This is a genomic window from Stenotrophomonas sp. STEN030, assembly GCF_056759995.1.
In genome coordinates this window covers 1-23025 of the sequence record NZ_JBRREB010000063.1, presented here as the reverse complement: position 1 = coordinate 23025, position 23025 = coordinate 1, and the positions used below count along the sequence as shown (strand labels likewise).

General features: G+C 57.9%; 20 protein-coding genes and 1 tRNA gene. 12 read left to right on the top strand and 9 right to left on the bottom strand.

Annotation, left to right across the window (positions count from 1 at the left end; genetic code table 11):
• Window positions 1–122: 122 nt before the first annotated feature.
• Window positions 123–323: a sulfur carrier protein ThiS gene (thiS, locus tag ACVOLR_RS17625; RefSeq protein ID WP_481537588.1), complete on the bottom strand. Its 201-nt coding sequence runs from the start codon at window positions 321–323 to the stop codon at window positions 123–125.
• A 178-nt stretch (window positions 324–501) separates the two neighbouring features.
• Here thiS and ACVOLR_RS17620 point away from each other — a divergent pair, with 178 nt between their 5' ends.
• From ACVOLR_RS17620 to ACVOLR_RS17595, 6 genes are all read left to right on the top strand, one after another.
• A complete protein-coding gene (locus ACVOLR_RS17620) occupies window positions 502–2289 on the top strand; it encodes an autotransporter domain-containing protein (protein ID WP_481537590.1) in 1788 nt (595 codons plus the stop codon).
• 229 nt (window positions 2290–2518) lie between these two features.
• Window positions 2519–2592 (top strand) — tRNA-Gly (locus tag ACVOLR_RS17615).
• A 146-nt stretch (window positions 2593–2738) separates the two neighbouring features.
• Entirely contained in the window at window positions 2739–3614 is an 876-nt protein-coding gene (rimK, locus tag ACVOLR_RS17610) for a 30S ribosomal protein S6--L-glutamate ligase (protein WP_481509140.1), read from the top strand.
• 209 nt (window positions 3615–3823) lie between these two features.
• Window positions 3824–4285, top strand: a complete 462-nt coding sequence (locus tag ACVOLR_RS17605) for a hypothetical protein (RefSeq protein WP_481537587.1) — start codon at window positions 3824–3826, stop codon at window positions 4283–4285.
• Window positions 4286–4411: 126 nt separating this feature from the next.
• On the top strand, window positions 4412–5089 hold the full coding sequence (locus ACVOLR_RS17600; RefSeq protein WP_057629745.1) for a response regulator transcription factor: 678 nt from the start codon (window positions 4412–4414) through the stop codon (window positions 5087–5089).
• Window positions 5082–6422: a sensor histidine kinase gene (locus tag ACVOLR_RS17595; RefSeq protein ID WP_481537586.1), complete on the top strand. Its 1341-nt coding sequence runs from the start codon at window positions 5082–5084 to the stop codon at window positions 6420–6422. Before ACVOLR_RS17600 ends, ACVOLR_RS17595 begins: the two co-directional genes overlap by 8 nt.
• Before the next feature lie 211 nt (window positions 6423–6633).
• Here the strand turns inward: ACVOLR_RS17595 and coaE are convergent, their stop codons facing one another.
• Genes coaE through ACVOLR_RS17580 form a run of 3 tightly spaced genes read right to left on the bottom strand, consistent with a single transcriptional unit; the run spans window position 6634 to window position 9479 of the window.
• Window positions 6634–7290, bottom strand: a complete 657-nt coding sequence (gene coaE, locus ACVOLR_RS17590; protein ID WP_481537585.1) for a dephospho-CoA kinase — start codon at window positions 7288–7290, stop codon at window positions 6634–6636.
• 55 nt (window positions 7291–7345) lie between these two features.
• The gene (locus tag ACVOLR_RS17585; protein ID WP_481537584.1) at window positions 7346–8212 is read right to left on the bottom strand and encodes a prepilin peptidase; all 867 of its coding nucleotides are present in this window, start codon (window positions 8210–8212) and stop codon (window positions 7346–7348) included.
• A gap of 7 nt (window positions 8213–8219) precedes the next feature.
• Window positions 8220–9479: a type II secretion system F family protein gene (locus ACVOLR_RS17580; RefSeq protein WP_481537583.1), complete on the bottom strand. Its 1260-nt coding sequence runs from the start codon at window positions 9477–9479 to the stop codon at window positions 8220–8222.
• Between the two features lie 357 nt (window positions 9480–9836).
• Here ACVOLR_RS17580 and ACVOLR_RS17575 point away from each other — a divergent pair, with 357 nt between their 5' ends.
• The 5 genes from ACVOLR_RS17575 (at window position 9837) to ACVOLR_RS17555 (ending at window position 15356) form a co-directional block, all read left to right on the top strand.
• Entirely contained in the window at window positions 9837–10202 is a 366-nt protein-coding gene (locus ACVOLR_RS17575; RefSeq protein WP_481537582.1) for a prepilin-type N-terminal cleavage/methylation domain-containing protein, read from the top strand.
• A gap of 24 nt (window positions 10203–10226) precedes the next feature.
• On the top strand, window positions 10227–12185 hold the full coding sequence (locus ACVOLR_RS17570) for a hypothetical protein (protein WP_481537581.1): 1959 nt from the start codon (window positions 10227–10229) through the stop codon (window positions 12183–12185).
• Between the two features lie 238 nt (window positions 12186–12423).
• On the top strand, window positions 12424–12783 hold the full coding sequence (locus tag ACVOLR_RS17565) for a prepilin-type N-terminal cleavage/methylation domain-containing protein (RefSeq protein ID WP_481537580.1): 360 nt from the start codon (window positions 12424–12426) through the stop codon (window positions 12781–12783).
• A gap of 520 nt (window positions 12784–13303) precedes the next feature.
• Window positions 13304–14587 (top strand): lipopolysaccharide biosynthesis protein, encoded by a 1284-nt coding sequence (locus ACVOLR_RS17560; RefSeq protein ID WP_481537579.1) that lies wholly within the window; start codon window positions 13304–13306, stop codon window positions 14585–14587.
• 46 nt (window positions 14588–14633) lie between these two features.
• Window positions 14634–15356: a class I SAM-dependent methyltransferase gene (locus ACVOLR_RS17555; protein ID WP_481537578.1), complete on the top strand. Its 723-nt coding sequence runs from the start codon at window positions 14634–14636 to the stop codon at window positions 15354–15356.
• A 529-nt stretch (window positions 15357–15885) separates the two neighbouring features.
• On the opposite strand, the gene ACVOLR_RS17550 is transcribed toward ACVOLR_RS17555, so the two are convergent.
• The 4 genes from ACVOLR_RS17550 to ACVOLR_RS17535 form a co-directional block, all read right to left on the bottom strand.
• On the bottom strand, window positions 15886–16692 hold the full coding sequence (locus tag ACVOLR_RS17550) for a glycosyltransferase family 4 protein (protein WP_481537589.1): 807 nt from the start codon (window positions 16690–16692) through the stop codon (window positions 15886–15888).
• A gap of 182 nt (window positions 16693–16874) precedes the next feature.
• A complete protein-coding gene (locus ACVOLR_RS17545) occupies window positions 16875–17612 on the bottom strand; it encodes a class I SAM-dependent methyltransferase (RefSeq protein ID WP_481537577.1) in 738 nt (245 codons plus the stop codon).
• Window positions 17605–18798 (bottom strand): glycosyltransferase family 4 protein, encoded by a 1194-nt coding sequence (locus tag ACVOLR_RS17540; RefSeq protein WP_481537576.1) that lies wholly within the window; start codon window positions 18796–18798, stop codon window positions 17605–17607. The genes ACVOLR_RS17545 and ACVOLR_RS17540 overlap by 8 nt, the downstream gene beginning before the upstream one ends.
• Entirely contained in the window at window positions 18788–19645 is an 858-nt protein-coding gene (locus tag ACVOLR_RS17535; RefSeq protein ID WP_481537575.1) for a glycosyltransferase family 2 protein, read from the bottom strand. Before ACVOLR_RS17535 ends, ACVOLR_RS17540 begins: the two co-directional genes overlap by 11 nt.
• Before the next feature lie 122 nt (window positions 19646–19767).
• Between ACVOLR_RS17535 and pilB the strand changes: the two genes are divergently transcribed.
• Window positions 19768–21495 (top strand): type IV-A pilus assembly ATPase PilB, encoded by a 1728-nt coding sequence (pilB, locus tag ACVOLR_RS17530; protein WP_481537574.1) that lies wholly within the window; start codon window positions 19768–19770, stop codon window positions 21493–21495.
• Window positions 21496–21541: 46 nt separating this feature from the next.
• Here the strand turns inward: pilB and ACVOLR_RS17525 are convergent.
• Window positions 21542–22698 (bottom strand): IS3 family transposase gene (locus ACVOLR_RS17525; protein ID WP_481537573.1). Its coding sequence is split into 2 segments (ribosomal slippage): window positions 21542–22458 and window positions 22458–22698, totalling 1158 coding nucleotides; the frame shifts between segments, so codons are not numbered across the junction.
• Window positions 22699–23025: the final 327 nt, after the last annotated feature.

Genomic DNA, 23025 nt, shown 5'->3' with positions numbered 1-23025 from the left:
CGTGTCGCGCACCCCCCCCCGCCCCCCTCTCACGTCTCGCCCCGCTCCGTGGGCCGCTGCGCCCCCCCCCCCCCCCCCGCGCGCGCGATGCCCCCGCCACTACCTGCGATCCGGCGTTGCGCTCAGCCGCCGCCCAGCGCGTGCACGATCTCCACCACGTCGCCGTTCTGCAGCAGATGGCTCGCATGCTGGCTGCGCGGAATGATGTCGCCGTTGATCTCAACCGCCACGCGGCGCTCGGCCAGCCCTTCGGCGGCCAAGAGTTCGATCAGGGTCAGGCTGGGCTGCAGCTGGCGGGGTTCGCCATTCAGATGGATGTTCATGCCGCCATTCTCGCCAGCCCAGCCACAAAAGCCCAGCCGGCAGACAGTTTGCGGCGGCGCAGCGTGTGTGTCTTACGCGGTAATGAAAACATAACAACGTGCGGCGGCGTATGTCTGTCCGTTTTCCCTCACCCAGGAGTTCAACATGTCTCTTTCCCTTCGCCCGCTGCGTGCTGCCGTGGCTGTCGCCATTGCCTTGGCCGCAGTGCCGGCCATGGCGCAGTCGCCGTATTCCAAGACGGTGTTCTTCGGTGACAGCCTGACCGATACCGGCTACTTCCGTCCGGTGCTGATGCAGCTGGATCCGAATGCTGCCGTGGTGGGCCGTTTCACCACCAACCCGGGTTGGGTGTGGGCGGATTACGTAGCCAAGCAGTACGGCACCAATGCCAGCCCCAACGGCAATGGCCAGACCGGCGACAACTATGCTGTTGGCGGCGCCCGGGTGGGTGTGGATACGGTGGGCGCGTTGGGCGCAACGCCGTCAATGAAAAGCCAGATGACCAAGTACCTGGCGGCCAACGGCGGTAAGGCAGATGCCAATGCTCTTTACACGGTGTGGGGCGGCGCCAATGATTTGTTTGCGGTGCAGGCTGCGCCAACCCAGGCGCAGGCCATCATCGGCGCGGCGGTGACCGACCAGATCGGCATCGTTGGCACGCTGAAGGCCGCCGGTGCCCAATACGTGGTGGTTCCGACCCTGCCGGACATCGGTTTGACCCCGGCCTCCCGCGCCGGTGGTGCTGTCGGCATGGCGCAGGGCACTGCGCTGGCCAAGGCTTACAACAACGCCCTGTTTGGCGGGCTGAAGCAGGCAGGGCTGCAGGTGATTCCGGTGGACACCTTCACCATCCTGCAGGAAATCGTCGCCAATCCGGGAACCTATGGTTTCACCAATGTAAGCAACATGGCCTGCGCCTCGGCCTCGTCGCTGACCTGCTCACCGCTGAGCCTGGTGGCGCCGAATGCAAACAACACCTATGTGTTCGCCGATGGTGTGCATCCGACCACTGCGGCCCATCAGATTCTCGGCCAGTACACGATCTCGGTGCTGGAAGCGCCGCGCCTGCAGCAGGTCCTGAGCCATTCGGCGCAGACCACCGGCCGCGCCCGTGCCGATCAGGTTGGCGCGCATCTGGGCGCGCGTCCGGCCGATGGCCTGAGCTGGTGGGGCAATGTGCGTGGTGACATGCAGCGCTACGACCATGCCGATCTGTATGACGGCATGGCGCCGGCCGGTCTGTTCGGCGTCGATTGGGCGCGTGATGGCATGGTGCTGGGCGGCTTCGCCGGCTACGGCCGCATGGACGCCGACTTCGGCAACAGCAAGGGCGACTTCACCCAGGACGACACCACGCTGGGTCTGTTCGCTGGCTGGTACGGCGAGCGCGCCTGGGTCAATGGCCAGGTGAGCTACAGCTGGCTGGGGTACGACGTGACCCGCAAAGTGCAGCTCGGCCCAGCGACCCGTGAGCACAAGGGCTCGCCGGACGGCAGCAACCTGACCGCCGCAATCAACGCGGGCTATGAGTTCGGTCAGGCTGGCGGCTTCCGCCACGGTCCAGTGGCCGGCGTGGTCTGGCAGAAGGTGAAGCTGGATGGCTACGTGGAAAGCAATGCCAGTGCCACCGCGCTGGGCTATGGCGACCAGGACCTGGATTCGACCGTTGGCCGCATCGGCTGGCAGGCCCGCTTTGATGGCGGCAACGTTAAGCCGTACGTACAGGTCACCTATGACCATGAGTTCGAAGACGGCAAGCAGGCCGGCGCCTGGTTGCAGACCATGGCTGACGTCGGCATGTATAAGGTGCCGGGGTTGGAGTTCGATCGCAATTACGCCACCGCGGTGCTGGGTGCCCGCATCAAGCTTTGGGGTCTGGACAGCAATATCGGCCTGAGCACCACCACGATGCAGAAGTCCGCACGTGATGCGACCGTGTTCGCCAGCTTTGGCGGCAGCTTCTAAGTTTCCGCAGTAGCAAGTAACCAGGTGTTGTGTGTGGGAGGCGGTGCCGCGTATGCGGCATCGCCTCTTTTTGTTTGCTGGAGTGATTCAAGTGCGTGTGGAACAGCTGCTCAAACCGCGGTCGAATAGTGCTCAGGCCTGGCTAAGCGCCGCGTTCAACCGCTGCTTCCTGCACAGGCCGGGTCGTTGCTTTGTCCCGGCGTCACGCATAGACTTCACCCTCGCCAAAGCGGGCGTAGCTCAATGGTAGAGCTGTAGCTTCCCAAGCTACTGACGAGGGTTCGATTCCCTTCGCCCGCTCCATATCCGGCGGATTGACGGGTTCGATCTGGGTACGGCAGCATGCCGGCTCACGTGGGCATGCCGGCTGGCACGAACTCCCTGATTCAGATCATCCGGATGCGGTAACGTCGCGATATGCTGCGCGCCTACTGATCAATCCCGCCGCGATGAAACTGGCCATTCTTTCCCGTAACACCAAGCTGTATTCGACCCGCCGACTGGTCGAGGCTGCACGCACTCGCGGCCATACCGTGCGCATTCTCGACCCGCTGCGCTGCTATATGCGCATTACCTCCAGCGGCTTCGGCATGCATTACAAGGGCAAGGCGCTGACCGGGATAGACGCGGTGATCCCGCGTATCGGCGCCTCGATCACCCGCTACGGCACGGCGGTGCTGCGCCAGTTCGAAATGATGGGCGCGCGCACCCCCAATCCATCCGATGCGATCCTGCGCGCCCGCGACAAGCTGCGCGCGCACCAGCTGCTGGCGGCAAAGGGCATCGACATGCCGGTTACCGTGTTCGGCGACAATCCTGACGATACCGACGACCTGCTGTCGATGCTGGGGCCGCCGCCGCATGTGGTGAAGCTCAGCGAGGGCACGCAGGGCAGGGGAGTGATCCTTACCGAGAAGCTCAGTGCCTCCAAGGGCACCGTCGAGGCCTTGCGTGGGCTGTACGCCAACTTCCTGGTGCAGGAGTTCATTGCCGAGGCCCAAGGCGCGGACCTGCGATGCCTAGTGGTGGGCGATCAGGTGGTCGCGACCATGCGCCGGCAGGCGCAGGAAGGGGACTTCCGCTCCAATCTTCACGCCGGCGGCGTTGCCGAACGGGTGGTCTGCAGCAAGGCCGAGCAGCAGGTGGCGATCCGCTCGGCCAAGGCCTTGGGGCTGGGCATTGCCGGCGTGGACCTGATCCGCTCAAAGCGCGGGCCACTGGTGCTGGAGGTAAATTCCACCCCGGGGCTGGAGGGGATCGAGGGGGTCTCGGGGGACGATATCGCCGGGCGCATGATCGAATACGTGACCAGCCTCAAGCGTTGAGACCGGGGATGCAATTTCTTTGCATGGTTTTAACAAGCCTTTAATCCGGCTGGCCCTAGCCTGTTTCCACTGTGCCCAGCCCTCCTCAGTGGGTCCGGTGATCGGGAATTTTTAAGGCCCTGGCGGTTTCCGTCGGGGCCTTGTTTTTTGGAAAGTATTGTTGAGTGCGTGAGCTGGGGTTAGAGTGCGAAAAATCACATGGAGGCGGTATGGTGCGTAAGCTGACGTTGTTTGCCCTGGTGTTGTTTCCCTCTATAGCGTTGGCTGGCGAAGCAAGGGTGCCGTTGCTACCTGACGTGCCTTTCCAGGTGCAACAGGCAAAGGTGCGCTCGGAACTGTCCGCTGGTGAGGTCTATTCAGAAATTGCTCCAGCTGAGCGTGACAATGTGCTGGCAGCCCTTGACCGGCTATCGGTTGTTGTTGGCGAGGGAGCCGTCAATGCGCTGCCGGCAGAAAGCAAGGGGGCTGCGCTCAGGGATCAGGAGTTGATCAATACGGCCCTTGCCAAAGCCCGCGCTGACAGCCGTCTGGTTTGTACGCGTGAGCGGCCGATGGGGTCGAACAGGACCACCCGGCAGTGCATGACCGCTGCTCAGCGCGAACGTATTCGTCAGGACACAGTCAAGCGGGACTTCATGGGCGGCGGGCGGAGCAGCACTTTGGGCAACTGATTAGCGGCAACAGGTGTATGTTCGAATGGCAGGGGCGCAGGGCGTTAACGCGAACTATGCTGTAATTCCGCGCATACACGGGCAGCTATCGCCTGTTACTCCTATAAATCGAAGGTAACCGCACACGTGCGCATTCTTGTAATCGAAGACAACAGCGACATCGCCGCCAACCTTGGTGACTATCTTGAGGATCGTGGGCACACGGTCGATTTCGCCGCCGATGGCGTGACCGGCCTGCACCTGGCAGTGGTGCATGAGTTCGATGCGATCGTGCTGGATCTCAACCTGCCAGGCATGGATGGCATCGAGGTCTGCCGCAAGTTGCGCAACGATGCGCGCAAGCAGACGCCGGTGTTGATGCTTACCGCACGCGATTCGCTGGACAACAAGTTGGCCGGCTTCGACTCCGGTGCAGATGACTATCTGATCAAGCCGTTCGCGCTGCAGGAAGTGGAAGTGCGGCTCAATGCACTCTCGCGTCGCGGCAAGGGTGCGCACACCCGCGTGCTGGAAGTAGGTGATCTGGAATACAACCTGGATACCCTGGAAGTGCGCCGCCAAGGCAAGCTGTTGCAGCTTAACCCGACTGCGCTGAAGATCCTGCAGGCCTTGATGGAGGCCTCGCCGGCGGTGGTTACCCGGCAGGAGCTGGAAACCCGAGTCTGGGGTGAGGAACTGCCCGATTCGGATTCGCTGCGCGTGCATATCCATGGCCTGCGTGCGGTGGTGGACAAGCCCTTTGAAGTGCCGATGATCCAGACCCGTCACGGCATTGGTTACCGTATCTCCGCACCCGATGCCTGAATCTGCATTACCCGAGCCTGTTCGCAAGCGGGGGCGTTACCGTCGCCGCCTGCGTAGCCGCATCATCGTCTCGTTTGTGCTGTTGGGCTTTTGCCTGACGGCACTTTTTGCGTTTGCCACGAACTGGGCGCGGATGCGTGTGGAGAACCAGCTCGTCGAAGAGGTGATGAATCGCAACATCGATGAGTACGCTCGGCGTTATTACGTTGATCCGACCCGCAATCCGGATTTTCCCGTGCAGCAGATCCGTGGGTATTTCTATCCCAAGGATAAGTTCGATCGGGTGCGCGAGGAGCGTCCGGAATGGGCGGCGCTGCCAAACGGCAACCACAACGTAAGTGGTATTGACGAGACGGGGGTGCCGTTCGCCTACAAATTAGCGGTTCGTAAGGCGGATGATGCGTGGTTCTTCCTCGCTTACGACATGACAGAAAGCATCCGGGGTGAGCAGCAGCTCAAGCGCGCGCTGTTCTTCTCGGTCGTTGTGTTCAGTCTGCTTTCCTGGGTGTTGGGTTGGTGGTCTGCCTCACGGGTGATGCGGCCTGTGTCCGACCTGGCGGCACGCCTGCGTGCCTATCGCGGTGGTAACACGCATCCAGAACCGCTCGCGCCGCGCTTTCCCGATGATGAGGTAGGGCAGCTGGCCGAGGCGCTTGATGATTATTCGGCACGTCTAACCGAAGTGGTTCAGCGAGACCGTGAGTTCAATGCCGACGTCAGCCACGAACTACGCACGCCGCTGGCGGTGATCCGGGGTGCTACCGAGCTGCTGTTGGCGCGCCCCAGTCTTGATGAAAAAGTGCTGCAGCGTCTGCAGCGCATCCAACGCGCCGAGCAGCAATGCAGTGACTTGATCGGCTCGCTGCTGCTGTTGTCGCGCAATGAGCGCGCACAAGGCAGCAGCAACGTCGCTCGGGTTGCCGAGCAATTGCTGGAATCGCACCGTGCCCAGCTCGGTGGCAAGCCGCTGGAGCTGGCGCTGGAAGGCTCGCGCGAGCTGGTGATCGACGCGCCGGAGTCGGCGCTGTCAGTGGCGTTGGGCAATCTGATCGGCAATGCCGTCAAATATTCGCAGGAAGGCCGGGTGCTGGTGCGAGTGGGCAGCAACGCGGTGGAAGTGATCGACAACGGTCCAGGCTTGAGCGAGAAAGATGCCGCCAGCTTGTTCCAGCGCGGCTATCGCGGCACTCATGCGGGGCATTCGCAGGGCGGCGGTATCGGTCTTTCCATTGTCAGCCGGCTTTGTGCGCTCTATGGCTGGCAGGTGGATATTCGACCAGGCAAGGAGCGTGGTGTGATCGCAACGCTGACGTTTTCGCCTGAGCCGCCCTGATCGGAGCGGGTGCAGAATGCCTCCTGCCAGCGCAATGCCGCTGATTCAAGCATTCGAGTCACCAGAAATCCGATGCCGGATCGCCGGCATCGGATTTTTTTTTTAGGAGCGGCGTTAGCCCCGAAGCAAGCACAAAAAAGGTTGAAGAGGTGTGGGTGGTGGCAGCATACCCGCGTAAACCGCACCCACAAATAAACAACAGGCCGGGGTATCACCCGCTTCGCGGACCGTTATCCACGTCTGGTTTGCGTCGCCCTGCCGCCCCGGCAAGCTCCCGATAACGTGCATCCAGCACCTCGATGTGCGCCTGCAACGCATCCGGATGGCCATCATTGACGATCACATCGTCCGCCACTGCCAAGCGCTGTGCGCGGCTGGCCTGCGCCTGGATCATCCGTTCCGCCAGCGCGGCATCAATGCTGTCGCGGCTGAGCAGGCGCGCAAGTTGCACCTCCTCCGGTGCGTCCACCACCAGAACACGTTGCAGCCAAGGGTAGCTCGCTTGCCCGCCAGCTTCGGTGAGCAGCGGAATGGCTGCAATCGCATAAGGACTGGTCGACTCCTCACAAATGCCGCGCACACGGGCGCGGATGGCGGGATGGGTGATGGCCTCAAGCGCGCGGCGTTCATCGGGGTTGGCGAACACGCGCTGGCGCAGGTAAGCCCTGCTCAGGCTGCCGTCGGCCTGCAGAACCTCGCTGCCAAACAGCTCGGCAATCGCCGCAAGCGCGGGGCTGCCAATCGCCACCACCTCGCGCGCGGCGATATCCGCATCGGCCACAGTGATGCCCAGGGCCTCGAAGCGCCGGCTGACTTCACTCTTGCCCGAGGCGATGCCGCCTGTCAGTCCAACGATGAAGCTGCTCATGCAATGACTCCAAAACGACAATGGCCCTTGAAGGGCCATTGTCGCTTGCGATCGTTTATTGCTGAAAGCCTGCCAGTCGCATATAGCTGCCTATCATCTGGTCGCCCCACATGAAGACCAGCCAGCCGGCGATGGCCAGATAGGGGCCAAACGGGATGGGCGTCGCACGGTCGCGGCCGCGCGAGTACAGCCATATCGAACCGATGATGGCGCCGACCAGCGACGACAGCAGGATGATCGGTAGGATGCCCTTGAGCCCGCACCAAGCACCCAACGCCGCCAGCAACTTGAAGTCCCCGTGGCCCATGCCTTCCTTGCCGGTGATCTGCTTGAACAACCACCAGACAGTCCACAGTGACAAGTAGCCAAGCGCGGCGCCTATCAGCGCGGGCTTGGTGGGCATGTACAGGTTGTCCATGCTACCGATCAGGCCCAGCCACATCAATGGAATGGTGAGCTGGTCAGGTAGCAGCTGGGTGCGCAGATCGATGCCGGACAGCGCCACCAGGAAGCAGCTCAGTACGATCGCGCCAAAACCCTGCCAGCCGAAACCGAACTGCCATACGCTGGCCAACACCATCAGCGCGGTAACCAGCTCTACGATCGGGTACTGGATGGAGATGGGCGCCTGGCAGTGGCGGCACTTGCCGCGCTGGATCAGCCAGCTGAACAGCGGGATGTTCTCGTACCAGCTCAGCTTGTGCTTGCAGTGCGGGCAGTGTGAGGGCTCCACCACGATGCCCGGCGGCGGCGGCTCATAGATGTCGGGCAGTTCGAGGATTTCGCGCGCATCGCGCTTCCACTGCCACTCCATGCGCTTGGGCAAGCGCAGGATCACCACGTTGAGGAAGCTGCCGATCAGCAGTCCCAGTCCGGCCGCGGCTGGGTAGCCGAGGCCGGGATGCTGGTCGAGAAATGCCATACGTTAATTATCCAACAATCGAGGCCAGCTTGAAGATTGGCAGGTACATGCCGATGACCATGCCGCCCACGACCACGCCGATGAATACCATGATCATCGGCTCGATCAGGCTGCTCAGCGCGTCCACGGCATTGTTCACTTCCTGCTCGAAGTACTCAGCCACCTTGAACAGCATCGTGTCCAGGGCGCCGGCTTCTTCACCGATAGCGGTCATCTGCACCACCATGTGAGGGAAGATGTTGACCTGCTTCATCGCCATGTTCACCGGGTAGCCGACGGCAACGTCGTCGCGCATGTGCAGAACGGCTTTTTCGTAGACGCTGCTACCGGTGGCGCCGGCAACAATGCCCAAGGCTTCAACCAAGGGCACACCGGCCTTGAAGGTCACCGCCGTGGTGCGGGCGAAGCGGGCAATGGCACTGTTATGCAGGATCTGGCCGATAACCGGGACCTTGAGGATCAGCTTGTCCATGGTGTGCTGCATGGAAAGCGAGCGTCTGTAGGCGAACATGAAGCCGACCACGGTGCCAACTGCAACCAAGAGCATCAACCACCACCATCCCACTAGGAATTTCGATGCAGCCACGATCATCTGGGTAAAGAACGGCAGGTCGGCGCCGAAGCCCTTGAATACCTCCTCGAACTGGGGGACGACCCAAATAAGTAGAATCGCGCTGACGAGCAATGCGACGGCAATCGTCATCGCGGGATAGAACAGGGCCTTCTTGATCTTGCCCTTCAGTGACTCCAGGTTTTCCTGGTAGTTGGCGATGGTCTCGAGCACCGTTTCAAGTACGCCCGCGCCTTCGCCGGCGCGCACCAGGTTCCGGTACAGCTCATCGAACTGCACCGGGTGCTTGCTTATGGCCTCGTAAAGTGAAGAGCCGCCTTCCAGGTCGGTTCGGATCTGGCCGACCATCTTGGCCATACGCGGGTTCTTGTGGCCGCTGCCAATGATCTCCAGGGAGGTTACGATAGGCACCCCGGATCGCATCATCGTCGCCATCTGGCGGCTGAAGAAGGCGATGTCCTTGGGCTTGATGGGCTTGCCTGCTGCGCCAAACAAAGGCTTGGGCTTTGGCTTGACAATGGTTGGGTTGATACCCAAGCGGCGCAGTTCCGCCTTCAGCGTGGCGGGACTTTTTGCGTCCTGCTCACCTTTCATCTTGACGCCGCGCTTGTCCGTCCCCTCCCAGACAAACGGCACCATCTGGCTGGTGCTGCGCCCAGCTGTATCGTTCTTGATTGCGTTGCGGGTAACGGCCACTTTTTTCTCCCCGTCCAAGCTTCCCCAGCCCGGACACCAGTCCGCATGGTAGCGGTTCGCTTACCGTTAGGCACACCCCTTTGTGAAGACTTTGGCGATCGGCGTCACGCCCTTGTGGGTCTGGGCTGGCGGGCAGGGCGTGCGAAAGTCGGTCACAATGTGACGCAAAGGGGCATCTTGTGGTGTCGATCAGGGTTTTTGGGTGGGGGGCTTCCCTTATTCATGGATGCTGCCATCATTGTGCCGGGGAGTAGGGGGTGTTGCTCTAGTTGGCACGTAACCTGCTTTGTAACCCCGTGCGGGGCAGGCATTCGCCTGTAACCATGTTCACAATTCACACCTCTAGGGGATGTACTCATGAAGAAGCAGCAAGGCTTTACCCTGATCGAACTGATGATCGTGGTCGCGATCATTGCCATTCTGGCCGCCATCGCGCTGCCGCAGTACCGTAACTACACCCAGCGTTCGGCCAATGGCGCTTGCTTGGCGGAAGCTAAGGCTTACATGGGTGCTGCTGTGGCCAATCTGGCTGACAACAAGTCAGCGCCGGACTATGAAGAAAGTGGCTGTGCTAGTGCGGATATCGCCGATCTGACCACCGCAAACTACAACACCACTGGCGGCTCCGTTGTGTTCACTGCACAAGGTCGTGGTAACACCACCTTGAAGCAGGATACCAAGTGCGACGTCGGCAGCGGTTCCTGCGCACTTGAGGCTCCGTAAGTTTTCCGAATAAAGCCTTGGGGCTTGTTCACGAAAGGCGCCGAAAGGCGCTTTTCGTTTATCAAGACAAGTAATTCTTCTCTTCTGTTCTCTGCGGTAGTGGTGAGCGAAGCCTCATCCGAAATTTGGTGGGTAAATCGAATGGTCGCGTCGCCGCATCGCTTTCTAGTCTGGGTAGCCCTGATTGCTGTGCTGGCGATCTGTGCTTTCCTACCAGGACTTCCTGGTGGCTTCATTTTCGACGACGGTCCAAATATTGTTGAAAATCGGTCGCTCCACGTGACTGAATTTGGAATGGATAACCTGCTTTATGCGGCTTATAGTTTCCAGCCGGGCAATGGGTCGCGCGCGCTCTCAATGCTGAGTTTTTCATTGGATCATCTGCGCGGCGGGTTGGATCCCGCGGTTTTCAAAGCTACGAATTTGGCTATCCATGCGCTGACTGTGTTCGCGTTGGCACTTTTTTCTCGAAGACTTCTATTGATCATTGGTTGGACTCCGCGGAATGCGGCTATTGGTGCTTTGACCGTAGCGTTGGCGTGGGCTATCCATCCATTGCAGGTTTCATCGGTGTTGTATGTGGTTCAGCGTATGCAAACGCTGGTTTCTCTGTTCATGGTGTTTGGGCTATGGGCATATTTGTGCATGCGCCAAGCTCAGCTACAGGGTGTGCGAAGCACGGGCTATGCTGTGCTGGTGTGCTTGTTTTGGGTGCTGGGGCTGGCCAGTAAAGAAGATGCCGTTTTGTTGCCGCTTTATATATTGATACTGGAGTTGACGGTTCTGCAGTTTGCGGCTGCGCAGCCTCGGTTAGCGAAGCTTCTGCGCTATGGATACTTGTGGCTGGCAGTGCTTGGCGTGGCTGCTTATTTATTTGTGGTGGTGCCGCATTACTGGAGTTGGGAGGCGTATCCCTCGCGAAATTTCTCCAGTTACGAGCGGTTGTTGACCCAGGGGCGGGTGCTGGTGATGTACCTTGGGCAAATAATGCTACCTTTGCCGGACATGTTTTCCTTCTATTATGATGATTTTTTGGTTTCAAGAGGTTGGCTGCAGCCTTTGAGTACCCTTTTGGCTTGGGGTTTTATAGTTTTTTTGTTGGTTTTTGCTTGGCGTTTGCGTTGCCGGCGGCCTCTATTTGCGTTTGGAATATTTCTATTTTTTGCTGGTCACTTCATAACTAGTAATGTCATCAACCTGGAACTTGCCTTTGAACATCGCAATCATTTTCCTCTGATTGGTATTTTGTTCGCCGTGGTTGATGTTGCTGCAATGCTTATTGCGCGGTTTGCGATTCGTGCGCATCTGGTTGTGATTGTGGTTGCCTTGCTACTGTCTGCCGAGGGCGCTGCAACCATGCTGCGCGCCCATGCTTGGGCGGAGCCGCAGCGGTTTGCACAGTACGGTGTGGATGTTGCCCCGCGCTCTGCGCGTGCGTGGCTCGCGCTATGCGGGGACTATTTTGAGCGCAGTGGGGGCAATGCTGACAGTCCTTGGCTGCACTATGCACTGGATGCTTGCGAGCATGGAGCGAGGGCGGCCGGTTCTGCGCCTATATTGTCAAATATAATTATTATTAAAACCATCAGGGGTGATGCTGATTCCAAAGACTGGAATAGGCTTCTTGTCCAGTTGCGTAAGGAGGCGGTTACGGTGGGCGTAGCGAAAATCGCGCTGGTTACGCTGGATAATTTGGATAAGGGCATCCCATTGGACGAAGAAGGGGCTCTGGAAACTTTTCAAATTCTGGGGCGACGAGGGAATTATAATTCCCACGCTTACCTTAGGATGGCCGCTTATGTCTATAACGAAAGTCATCGGCCTGGCGATGCGTTGTTTTACTTGCAGCGAGCGGTTGAGGTAGCACCTCCTGAGGATGCTGAGGTTCAAGAGACGCTGCGTCGGTTGGACGAGTTGGGGGAGAAGGAGTGGGTGCGGCGTTTGAGGTCAATTCAAAAGGAGAAGTCTACTAAGAATGGTTGATGGTGATCTGGCCGGGGTTTGAATTCATTCCGGGTGGTGCGTTCGAAGTCTATTTGGTGTTGTTGGTGTCCCGGTCATGCAAGGGGGCGTTTGTTCGACGGCGCTACGTGGTTAATGTGCTGGAGCGCACATTAGCGGTCGCAGTTTCGAAAAGTTGGCGCGATTTTTGCTGCCATATCGCAGAGATGTCGACATGGCTTGCGTCATGCCCAGCAGATTCTTTCAAAGGGGATATGTCATGAAACAGAGCGAGAGCGGCTTTACGCTGATCGAGTTGATGATTGTGGTGGCGATTATTGCGATTCTTGCGGCAATAGCACTGCCGCAGTACCGAAACTACACGCAGCGCTCGGCGAATGCGGCATGTCTCGCGGAAGCCAGGGCCTATATGGGCGGTGCTGTGGTCAATATGGCCGATTACACGCTTCCAGCGATCTACGATCCCAATGCCTGTGACAGTGCTACGGATCTCGGGTTGGGGGTCGGTGATTTTGCTACGCCGCGTACTGTCACCTTTATCTCTTCTGCGCGAGGTAATGTGGATCTGCAGAAAGATGTGGACTGCAATACGGGTAGTGGCCACTGCGAACTCCAGTGACGTTGGATCTGGCTGCGTTTCTTGTGCGGTCTAGGGCTGGATGAAATTCGGTTGCGTATCTTGGGTATGAAGGACTTTCCTGCAGCCAGTGTGGGGTGGATATTGTAGGGCTGGGCTCTTGGCGATTTTCTGGGTCTGCCGAATATGCTTAGGCATATGTCAGCACGATGCAGTTCGCTGGTCAGCTGGTTGTAGCTTGGTTCTAATGGATAACTGGAAAGTTACTCGGGTGTTAAATTCTCCCAAAGGAGATGCCTATGAGCGAGATGATGGGAGAAGAAATCAATCTCTTTACCGCCCGGTGCAAGTCGTGTTCGTTCCTGAGGTTGATGACTCCCCGAATTTCAATGTCAGGCTAAATTGAGGGTTTCCTGCTCGTGATACTTGCCGGATTCGGTGGGCTTCAGCCCGCCGAGGTTGTCGTGAGGTATCTCAGTGCTGCAATCGGCGAGCAACTGCCCCTCTTGATCAGCTAAAATCGCATCGGAATCGGTCTTGGCTGGTCTGCATGAGGAGTTGAATGAAGGGGCCGATCGCGCGTGCCACGCTGAGGACCACGGCTGTGTTCGCTCTACGGCTGGTCCTACAAGCGTTGACTCTGTTTCTGGTGACTTATCTTCTTGGGCCGGCCGCTTATGGGGCGTTCTCGGGCGTGATGGGTTTGGCGATCTTTCTTGGTGCGGTCGCGGGATGCGGCATGCCGCTGATGCAGATGAGGGCCTTCACCGGCGCGGGCGGGCAGAAGGTGGAAGTGTTGCCCTATGCGGCGCCGGCAGTGTTGCTGGTTGGTTCGGGTTTACTTCTATTTTTTGCTCCCCTCTGTCTGCTTGTTCTTCCCGAGTCGGCGTTTGGCGTTGGCACGTTGTTGGCCCTTGGTTTGGCAGAGTTGGTAATGCAGCCGCTCTTGGTGTTGTATGCCGCGGAACGGCACGGTCGCGGTGAAATTGCACGGGCGCAGTTGCTGCAGGTGCTGCCGCTGGCGTTGCGTACGTTGGCGGCGGGTGTTGTCGTTCTTGCGTCTTTTGACTCGCCGCTTTCGGCTTACGCTGTTGCGTATTTGCTCGCCACGTCAATCGCGCTTGCTATCGCGCGGTCGAGCGTTCAGGTCGTTCCTGCTCATCGATGGCGGCTGCCTAGTCGTAAGGAATGGGTGGAAGCATGTGGGTACGCTGCAACTGAGCTATCCCGGAATGGTCCAACCGAACTGGACAAGGCGGTTGCCGTGCGCTCGCTTACTGCTTATGACGCTGGTCTCTACGCCGCTGCTGCGAGGATCATGGCTGCCGGTGTGTTGCCCGTAATGGCGATGGTGGTTTCTGCGTTGCCACGACTATTTAAAGAATCTGTCGGTCCAGTACTCTGGCGGCTCGTAGCGCTGATGGCGATGATTGCGGTGCTGTACAGTGCAGTGTTGGGTGTTTTGCTCTGGGTCGGTGCCGGCTGGCTCGATATTCTTTTGGGCGCTCCCTATTCTGGTATCGGTGACGTGCTCAGGAGTATGTGCCTGGTTATACCTGGGGTCGCTCTGCGGCTGGTATCGGGCAGCGTACTAGTAGCGCTTGGGCGGCCCTGGATGCGAGTGGGTGCAGAGCTTTTTGGGATCGCAACTCTAATCTGCGCGGGGGTCGTTTTGCCATGGTATATGGGTACGATGGGGATGGTCGTTGCGTTGGCATTTTCTGAGTGGGGGATGGCATTGATCAGTAGCGTTCTGGTGATCAAGCTTCTCCTGACGCAACGCGAGACTAATGCGATTCAGATTTTTGAAGCGAAAGGTGAGGTCGACAATGGGGACAGATCGTGACTGGGAGCGTTGGGGGGCAAATTCTCCGTACTTTGGAGTGCTCAGCTTGCCGCAATTCGGTGAGGGGAATCTTGATGACGCTACCCGCGCCGAATTTTTTGAATCCGGTGTGGCTCATGTACGAGCTTTGTTTGGAGCTATAGAGCGCCGTGAAGGCCGGGCGTGGCGTCCTGGTGTAACAGTTGACTTGGGGTGCGGTGTAGGTCGCTTGGCAATTCCGTTGGCGCGCACCAGTGATCAGGTCATCGCGGTTGATGTGTCTCCTTCGATGTTGATGGAGGTAGAGCGGAATTGTAAGAGCTATGGCGTCACCAATCTAAGTCCCGTACTTTCTGACGATTCACTATCGAAAGTTCCTGAGCGAGTGGATTTTTTTCACTCATATCTGGTGCTGCAGCACATTCCAATGGCGCGCGGCATGCGCCTTATCAGGGAAATGGCAGGTCGTATCTGTGAGGGGGGATACGTCGGTTTCCAGGTCTATACATCGTGCAATGCGAACCCTTGGTTGAGGGCGATCGTTCGCCTTCGTTACGTATTTAAGCCATTGAACTGGTTGAGAAATATTTTTCGAAAGCGCCCGGTATTCGAACAACCTATGCAGCTCCATGTCTACCCGTTAGTCGCGTTGCTGCGTCTACTGCGGGAAAATGGCTTTGTCGAAGTTGAGGTGTTTCTTGATACCGAGGATCGCGGGAATTTCGAAAGCGCATTCCTGCTTGCGAAGAAGCAAAGTGAGGCTAGCGCTATAGCTAATCGCTATTCATAGGCGTGGATGTTTGATATGAGTTTCGCCTTGGGTGTTTTCCCTGCTTGAAGAGCGGGTTTTATGGACGCACTGAGAGTGAACTTGTTTGAAAGGTTGTTGGTTGATGGTGGGAATAATGAAGAAACTCGATAGAGTGCAGAAATGGGTGGGGTGAGAATTAGCGACTTATCATCTTATGACGACATTTCGTGTGGTATTTATGGGCCTGCCACTCTTTCGTTAATGGGCCAAAGCCGCGTTGCGCGAACCGGGATTAAATGAAGGTTGGGTGTGTATTAAGCGCCATCTGCGTCAATTCGACGTGTTTCGTGCATCGTTTCAATAGTGCCATCGATTCTTTCGATGGCATTCATTTTGCAGATTTCATCAATTATTTTTTTGAGACGGATGCGACTGCTAATTCGTGCGTAATATCCGCTCTTGGGTGAATTGATCGATGTGGTGGCACCTTCGATGTGGTGCTGGCGCGCCTCAGATTCTCCATTCTTTGTCCATCGGAAAAGGGCGGGCGTGGTTATTCGGCGTAAATTTACTCTTGTTCGATCAGTCGGCAATAGATTTTTGCATACGACTCGGCCATTTCTTCAATGTCAAAATTGGCTTCTGCATGCTTTCTTGCCGCTAAGGACATTTCTAGCCAGCGACCCTTGTTGGAGCTGAGTTCCCGAATCGCATCGGCGTATCCTTGTGGGCTGTCGTGTTCAACTAGCAGGCCTGTGCGCTGATGCATGACAACTTCTGGGAGTGCAGAATTCTTTCCTGCAACGACAGGAAGTCCGCAGGCCATTGCTTCGGCGGCAACTTGACCAAAGCCTTCGAGGCGGCTTGGGAAAAGGAGGGCGTCGCTGTTGTTGTAGAGTTCTACCAGCGCTGTAGTGTCAAGCTTGCCGAGTGCAATGCAGTTCGCGGGCATTGGGCGTGGCGGTCCTGTATAACGCAACTCGAAGCCTGTACCGAGTCTCTCCATGATGGTGGGGAGCAGGTCACTGCCTTTTCTTCTCGACCATGAACCTACGTAGACAAGCCGAAAGGTGCTGGATGGTTCGCGGCTGGATGCTGGCTGGAAGAGTGATAGATCTAGGCCATTATGGATTACAGTAGCTTCCGTCTTGCCGAAGCAGCTGGATAGCTGATTTGCCGTGTATTGGCTGACACAGCTGATTCGATCTGCACGTGCAACGACGTGTTTTTCGATTTTTTTTATCCAAGAACGATGATAGAGCGATTGTGATAGGCGTTTGAATGGCGCGAAGTGCGGATCGTGTACGACGTGATGCATCGTGGCTACAACCGGAAGCTGTGCGGGGATGAAGCGCCGATGCAGCCAAGTGTTGATATGAGCGATGTTAGCCCACGACGGAGGTTGGGGGGGGGGTTAACCATGGGAGATACTCGGCGCGATGTGGCAGCCAAGTAACCCTGCTTTGAATGCCAATAGAGTTAAGCGCAGCAGATAAGCGTTCGGTGAACACATCAGCGCCGGTTCCGGCTTGGATAGCCAGAAACCATACGGCAGGTTTAGTGGCCGCCATGGTTGGAGCTCCGATGATTCAGTGTGCAGATGAAGGTTGGCAGGAACGGCGTGAAAACTCTGAATAGGCGTTGAGGCAGTTGTGAAGCCAACCTAGCCATTTTGTTCGCCGGCTCAATCGCATTGATGGCTTGCAGTGCGTCGAATTCTCGGTGCTGGAAATGAAGCCCTGCTCTGCGCAGAAGAGCGTGTAGTTCATGATTTTGAAGTGGCGTGCAATCATATTCTTCGCCGCGTCCGGACAGCGCGAGGTAGCGGTCGGCGGCGCGTTTGGGTAGCCAGCTGAGAAAGGGCAGTGCATAGTGAGGCTCGATCAGCATCCAGCGATTCGGCACGGCCAAATACCCGGTTCCGCGTGCGCTGAGTACGCGCGCTATTTCCTTGAGATGTTTTAATTGGCTACCGTATCCGCCAACATGTTCAATAACGTGGTTACTGATGACGACATCAAATTGAGCGTCGCCGAAGGGTAATTCGACGCCATGCACCAATGCGTACTCGTAGCCGTCATGTACCTGTCTGTTGTCTTCTACATCAACTGCCGTTACCACGCATTCAAGACTTGAATGGGTTGCAAAGTAGTGGGCAATGCCGCCGGATCCTGTGCCGATCTCCAGTATGCGGAGGGGGCCAGAGGATGAGTCTAGGTTCAATAGCGCTTCTATTTTTCTTGCTTTTAATTCTCTGGAGATCATGTCGGTGGTCGCATGGGCCTTTCTAATCATGGTCGCCCCTGCTTTTTTTTGGTGCATTTCGAACTAATGCACCCGTGGCGTCAAGTAGCTTGCTTCCGAAAATCGGCCAGGCAAAATCTTTCGCGAATGACTGGCATTCATCTTTCAAGTCATCTTTCTTTTGTGTCAACATCTTAATTATTTCATCGCGCAGCGCACTATAGTCGCCGGGTGGTGCTAGCGATCCAGACTGGCCTATATTGACGGCATCTACCACTCCGCCGGTTGCAAATGCTGCAGTGGGTAGACCGTGTGCGGCGGCTTCAATGGCCACCATGCCGAAGCCCTCGGGATCAGCTGGAATGCTTCGTACCGGGAAGACATGTAGGGTGGCGCTCTCGTAAGCGCAAGCCAGTTCAGAAGGGTCGGTGATGACGCCGAGGAAGCGAATGTGCTGGCCGATTCCGGCTGCGTCGGCGGCTGTTTGAATGCTGGCTCTGGTCTGTATGCCTGCGTGCAAGGAATGAGTTGGCGCATCTCCAATGACGACCAGCGTTACATCAGGCGCGTTGCTGATAATTCCGGGAAGGGCGTGTTGCACGAACTCGCGAAGTCCTTTGCGGGTGGTTAGGCGCCCTATTGAGAGAAGTAAACGTCCTCTGCCCAGTCCATGATGTTCACGGAAATTCTGTAGTGCATCTGTGGACTGCGGCGATGTCGGCATTTGCACGCCAGGATGTACGATGCGTATGTCGGAGTCTTTTACCCCTAAATTACGGGCCAGCTCGGCTGTGGGGTGGCTATTTGCTATCACGGTATCCATTCTGCGAATGGCGGGATTCCAGATGGCTCGATATATATGATGACGTACCGCAGCATCCAGTCCGTGAAGATAAACGCTGGCCCGCGCGTTTGTCGTGCGAGCTGCCGCCAGTGCGGCTGGTGCGGTTAAACCACTTCCTGCTAGGACAACGTTTGGTCGCCATTTATGTGCGATACGTATTGCTTGCCATGCTGATGCCAAGAGAAACAACCACAGCGGACGCAGTGGGACCTCGGTTATTTTCACCCCCTGAGGGCTTTGGATCGAAGCCCCTTTAGGTCCTATTATCCATACGTCGGCATGTTTCGATAGCTCGTCGCCAATATGCCAGTTCAGGCGTTCCATACCACCCACAAGGGGAGGCAGGTTGCGGGTGACCAACAGGATGCGTGCAGGTGTAGTTTCAGGAATCACGCCGGTAAGTCAGGTTGGTGATCTGCTCAGAGATCAGGCCGATCAAGAATATGATTACAGCTGCGCTGAACAGTAAAGTTGTCATGTTGGTGAAGCGATGCATGGTCGAGAATGTGTAGCCGTAATATCCCAGCCCGGTGAGGAAAAACGCCGCAGCAATCGGCCCAAACAACTTCATCGGCGAGTAAAGCGTCGCAATCTTGAAAATGATCAGCAGGAACCGGATGCCGTCCTTGATCGGCCGGATATGACTGCCGTTGCCCACCCGCTTGGCTACCGGGATCGGTACATAAGCCACCGGATAGGCGCTGCGGAAGAACGCCATCGTGCTGGTGGTCGGATAGCTGAAGCCGTTCGGCAGCAGGTGCAGGAACTCGCGGAACTTGTCCGCCCGAACCGCACGGAAGCCCGAGGTAAGGTCGTCGATCTTGTGGCCGGTCATATGGCTGGCCAGCTTGTTATAGAACGCATTGGCCAAGCCGCGGTGACGGCTAGCCTGGCCGCTGCTGTCGCGGGCACCGACCACCATGTCATAGCCGTCTTCCAGCTTGGCCAGCAGTTGCGCGATATGGCTGGCGCTATGCTGGCCATCGGCGTCCATGAACACCAGAATCTGCCCGTTGGCGGCGCGGGCGCCGCGTTTGATTGCCGCGCCATTGCCCATGGAATACGGACTGCTCAGCACGTTGGCGCCGTGTTCCCCTGCGATTGTCGCGGTCTGGTCGGTTGAACCGTCATCGACAACGATGATCTCGGCAGCCGGATACGCAGCCCTTAAGGCAGGCAGTGTCCGTTTCAGCCCCTCGGCCTCGTTCTTTGCAGGCAGGATGATGCTTAATTCACACACGTTTGATTACCTGTAGTTCTCCCCGCTGGCATAGTAGCCGGGTTGGTCGTCTTGGTGCGGACGTACTGCCGGTTTATGGAGGCTTGAGGTAATCTGGGAGCCTGTTTTCAGGGGAAGCCTCTATGAACGTTGCCACCGCAAACTTGGTCGGAATCACCGGCATTGCCCGCCGATTGGTTCAGGACGGTGCCTTGGAGGAGGCCGTGGCCCGCACCGCCATGGCCCAGGCAGGGGATGCCAAGGTGCCGTTGGCGCAGTGGTTGGCCGACAAGAAGCTGGTGAGCGCGGCGCATATGGCGGCAGCCAACGCCATGGAATTCGGCATGCCGTTGCTGGATGTGTCGGTGTTCGATACCAACCAGAGCGCGATGAAACTGGTCAGTGAGGAATTGCTGCGCAAGCACCATGTGTTGCCGCTGTTCAAACGCGGCGGCAAGTTGTTCGTTGGCACCAGCAATCCGACCCAGCAGCTGGATGAGATCAAGTTCCAGACCAACCTGGTGGTCGAGCCTATCCTGGTTGATGAGGAGCAGATCCGCCGGACCTTGGCTCTTTGGTTGGCCAGCAACGAGTCGCTGGGTGACGGTCTTGGTGGTGACGATGAAGGCATGGGCGACTTGGACGTCGCTGCCGGCGATGAGGACATGGGGAGCGGTGGTGATACCGGCGTCGATGCAAAGGGCGACGACACGCCTGTCGTCAAATTCGTCAACAAAGCCTTGGTGGATGCGATCCGCAAGGGCGCGTCGGATATCCACTTCGAGCCCTACGAGGATGATTACCGGGTTCGTTTCCGTATCGATGGCCTGCTCAAGACGGTGGCCAAGGCGCCGGTCAAGCTGAATCAGCGTATCGCCGCGCGCCTCAAGGTCATGTCGCAGTTGGACATCGCCGAAAAGCGCGTGCCGCAGGATGGTCGCATCAAGCTCAACCTGTCCAAGACCAAACAGATCGACTTCCGCGTCAGTACCTTGCCGACCTTGTTCGGCGAAAAGATCGTGTTGCGTATCCTTGACGCCAGCGCGGCAAAATTGGGTATCGACAAACTTGGCTACGAGCCAGACCAGCAGAAATTGTTCCTGGAGGCGATCCACAAGCCCTACGGAATGGTGCTGGTCACTGGCCCGACTGGTTCAGGCAAGACGGTGTCGCTGTATACCGCGCTGGGCATCCTCAATGACGATACCCGCAATATCTCTACCGCCGAGGATCCGGTGGAAATCCGTCTGCCTGGCGTCAACCAGGTGCAGCAGAACAACAAGCGCGGCATGACTTTTGCGGTGGCGCTGCGTTCGTTCCTGCGACAGGATCCGGACATCATCATGGTCGGCGAAATCCGTGACCTTGAGACCGCTGAAATCGCGATCAAGGCCGCGCAGACAGGCCATATGGTGCTGTCCACGCTGCATACCAATGATGCGCCTCAGACCATCGCGCGTCTGATGAACATGGGTATCGCGCCTTACAACATCACCTCGTCGGTGACGCTGGTTATTGCGCAGCGTCTGGCGCGTCGGCTGTGCAGCAACTGCAAGCGTCCGCAGCAGTTGCCAGAAAATGCGCTGCTCGCTGAAGGCTATACCGGCGAGCAGGTCGCCAAGGGCGTGCAGTTGTTCGAAGCGGTGGGCTGTGATGAGTGCACCGAAGGCTACAAGGGCCGTACTGGTATCTACCAGGTGATGCCGATGACTGACGACATTGCGGCAATCGTTCTGGAGGGCGGCAATGCAATGGATATTGCTGCCGCCGCGCAGAAGATCGGGATCAATGACTTGCGTCAGTCGGCGTTGCTGAAGGCGGCGCAGGGCACTACCAGTCTGGCCGAGATCAATCGCGTCACCAAGGACTAAGCCCCGCGTAGTGCCGAGCCATGCTCGGCAGGGGCTTTCCCGGGTTCTACCCCGAAATCACGGACGGTTGTGAAAGGGTTGAGAACTTCAGATCGCGCTTAGCGGTCCTCCGTCGCATCCGGCGGTTGTGGAACCGCTCAATGTATTCAAACACATCGGCTTTTGCCGCATCGAGTGTTGGGTAGCTCATTCGGTAAATCCGCTCGCGCTTGAGCATGCCAAAGAAACCTTCGCATGCAGCGTTGTCGCCGCAATGTCCGACCGCGCTCATCGAGCACACCAGCGCATTGGCTTTCAGGTAGCTCTGATAATCGCCACTTCGAAATTGACTGCCACGATCGGAATGTAGGATTACCAGATGGCGGCCCTGGCGCTGCCAGACAGCCATCTGCACCGCTCGAATCACCATCTGCCGGTCTTGTCGGTGATGCATCGACCAGCCCACGACACGCTGGTCAAACAAGTCCACGACTACACACAGATACAGCTTGCCCTGTTGCGTCTTGATCTCGGTGATGTCGGTGACCCACTTAGTTTCTGGCTCCAGCGCAGTGAAGTCCCTCTCCAACCAGTTACGCACGCCCGGGGGCGTCAGCGCAGACCGGCTACGCTGGCCGCGACGCTTGGGCCGCGGCCAGCCCTGCAAGCCATCGCCCGCCATCAATCGAGCCACGCGATTAAGACTGACGGATTCCCCATCATCAACCAGGTCTTCCCGCATCCGGCCTGCACCCAACACGCCACGACTGTCCTCGTGCAGTTCACGGATGCGCCCGAGCAAGCGCTCGTTGTCGAGCTGACGGGGGCTGGCCAGGCGCTTGCTCCAGTCGTAATAGCCGCTGGCCGATACCCGCAGGCACCGACACATCAGTCGAACCGGGAACGCATCGCGGCAACGTTCGATCACCTGATACCTCAGGATGATCCCTTGGCAAAGAACGTGGCCGCTTCTCGCAAAAAATCCCGTTCCTTCTTCACCCGTGCCAGCTCTCGTTTGAGCTGGGCCAGTTCCTCGTCCCGGGGCGTGCCCGTACCCACAAAGGCCACTGGGCCCTGGCTCTGGGCCTCACGCCTCCAGCGGGTCAACAGTGTGTCCCGAATCCCCAATTCCCGTGCTACTTGGGCGCAACTGACGCCGGGATGGTTTGCCTGTTCAACTGCGCCACGCTTGAACTCTGCACTGAACTTCCTTCGCTTCGACATGAACACTCCTCAAGGCCTCGGTCGGCCTTCTCGTAAGTGTCCGTGATAACGGGGGTGAACCCCCCAGCACTCCGCGCATGTAGTGCCGAGCCATGCTCGGCAGAGGCTTTCCCAGCACTCCGTACATGTAGTGCCGAGCCATGCTCGGCAGAGGCTTTCCCAGCACTCCGTACATGTAGTGCCGAGCCATGCTCGGCAGAGGCTTTCCCGGTAATGCCCAGCCGAGCATGGCTTGTATGTTCCTCCCGGCTCCTACGAGGTATGTAAGAGCTAGGGTGGAGGGACCGTCAACATGATATCTGCGGGTACCAGCCGACAGACGAGCCG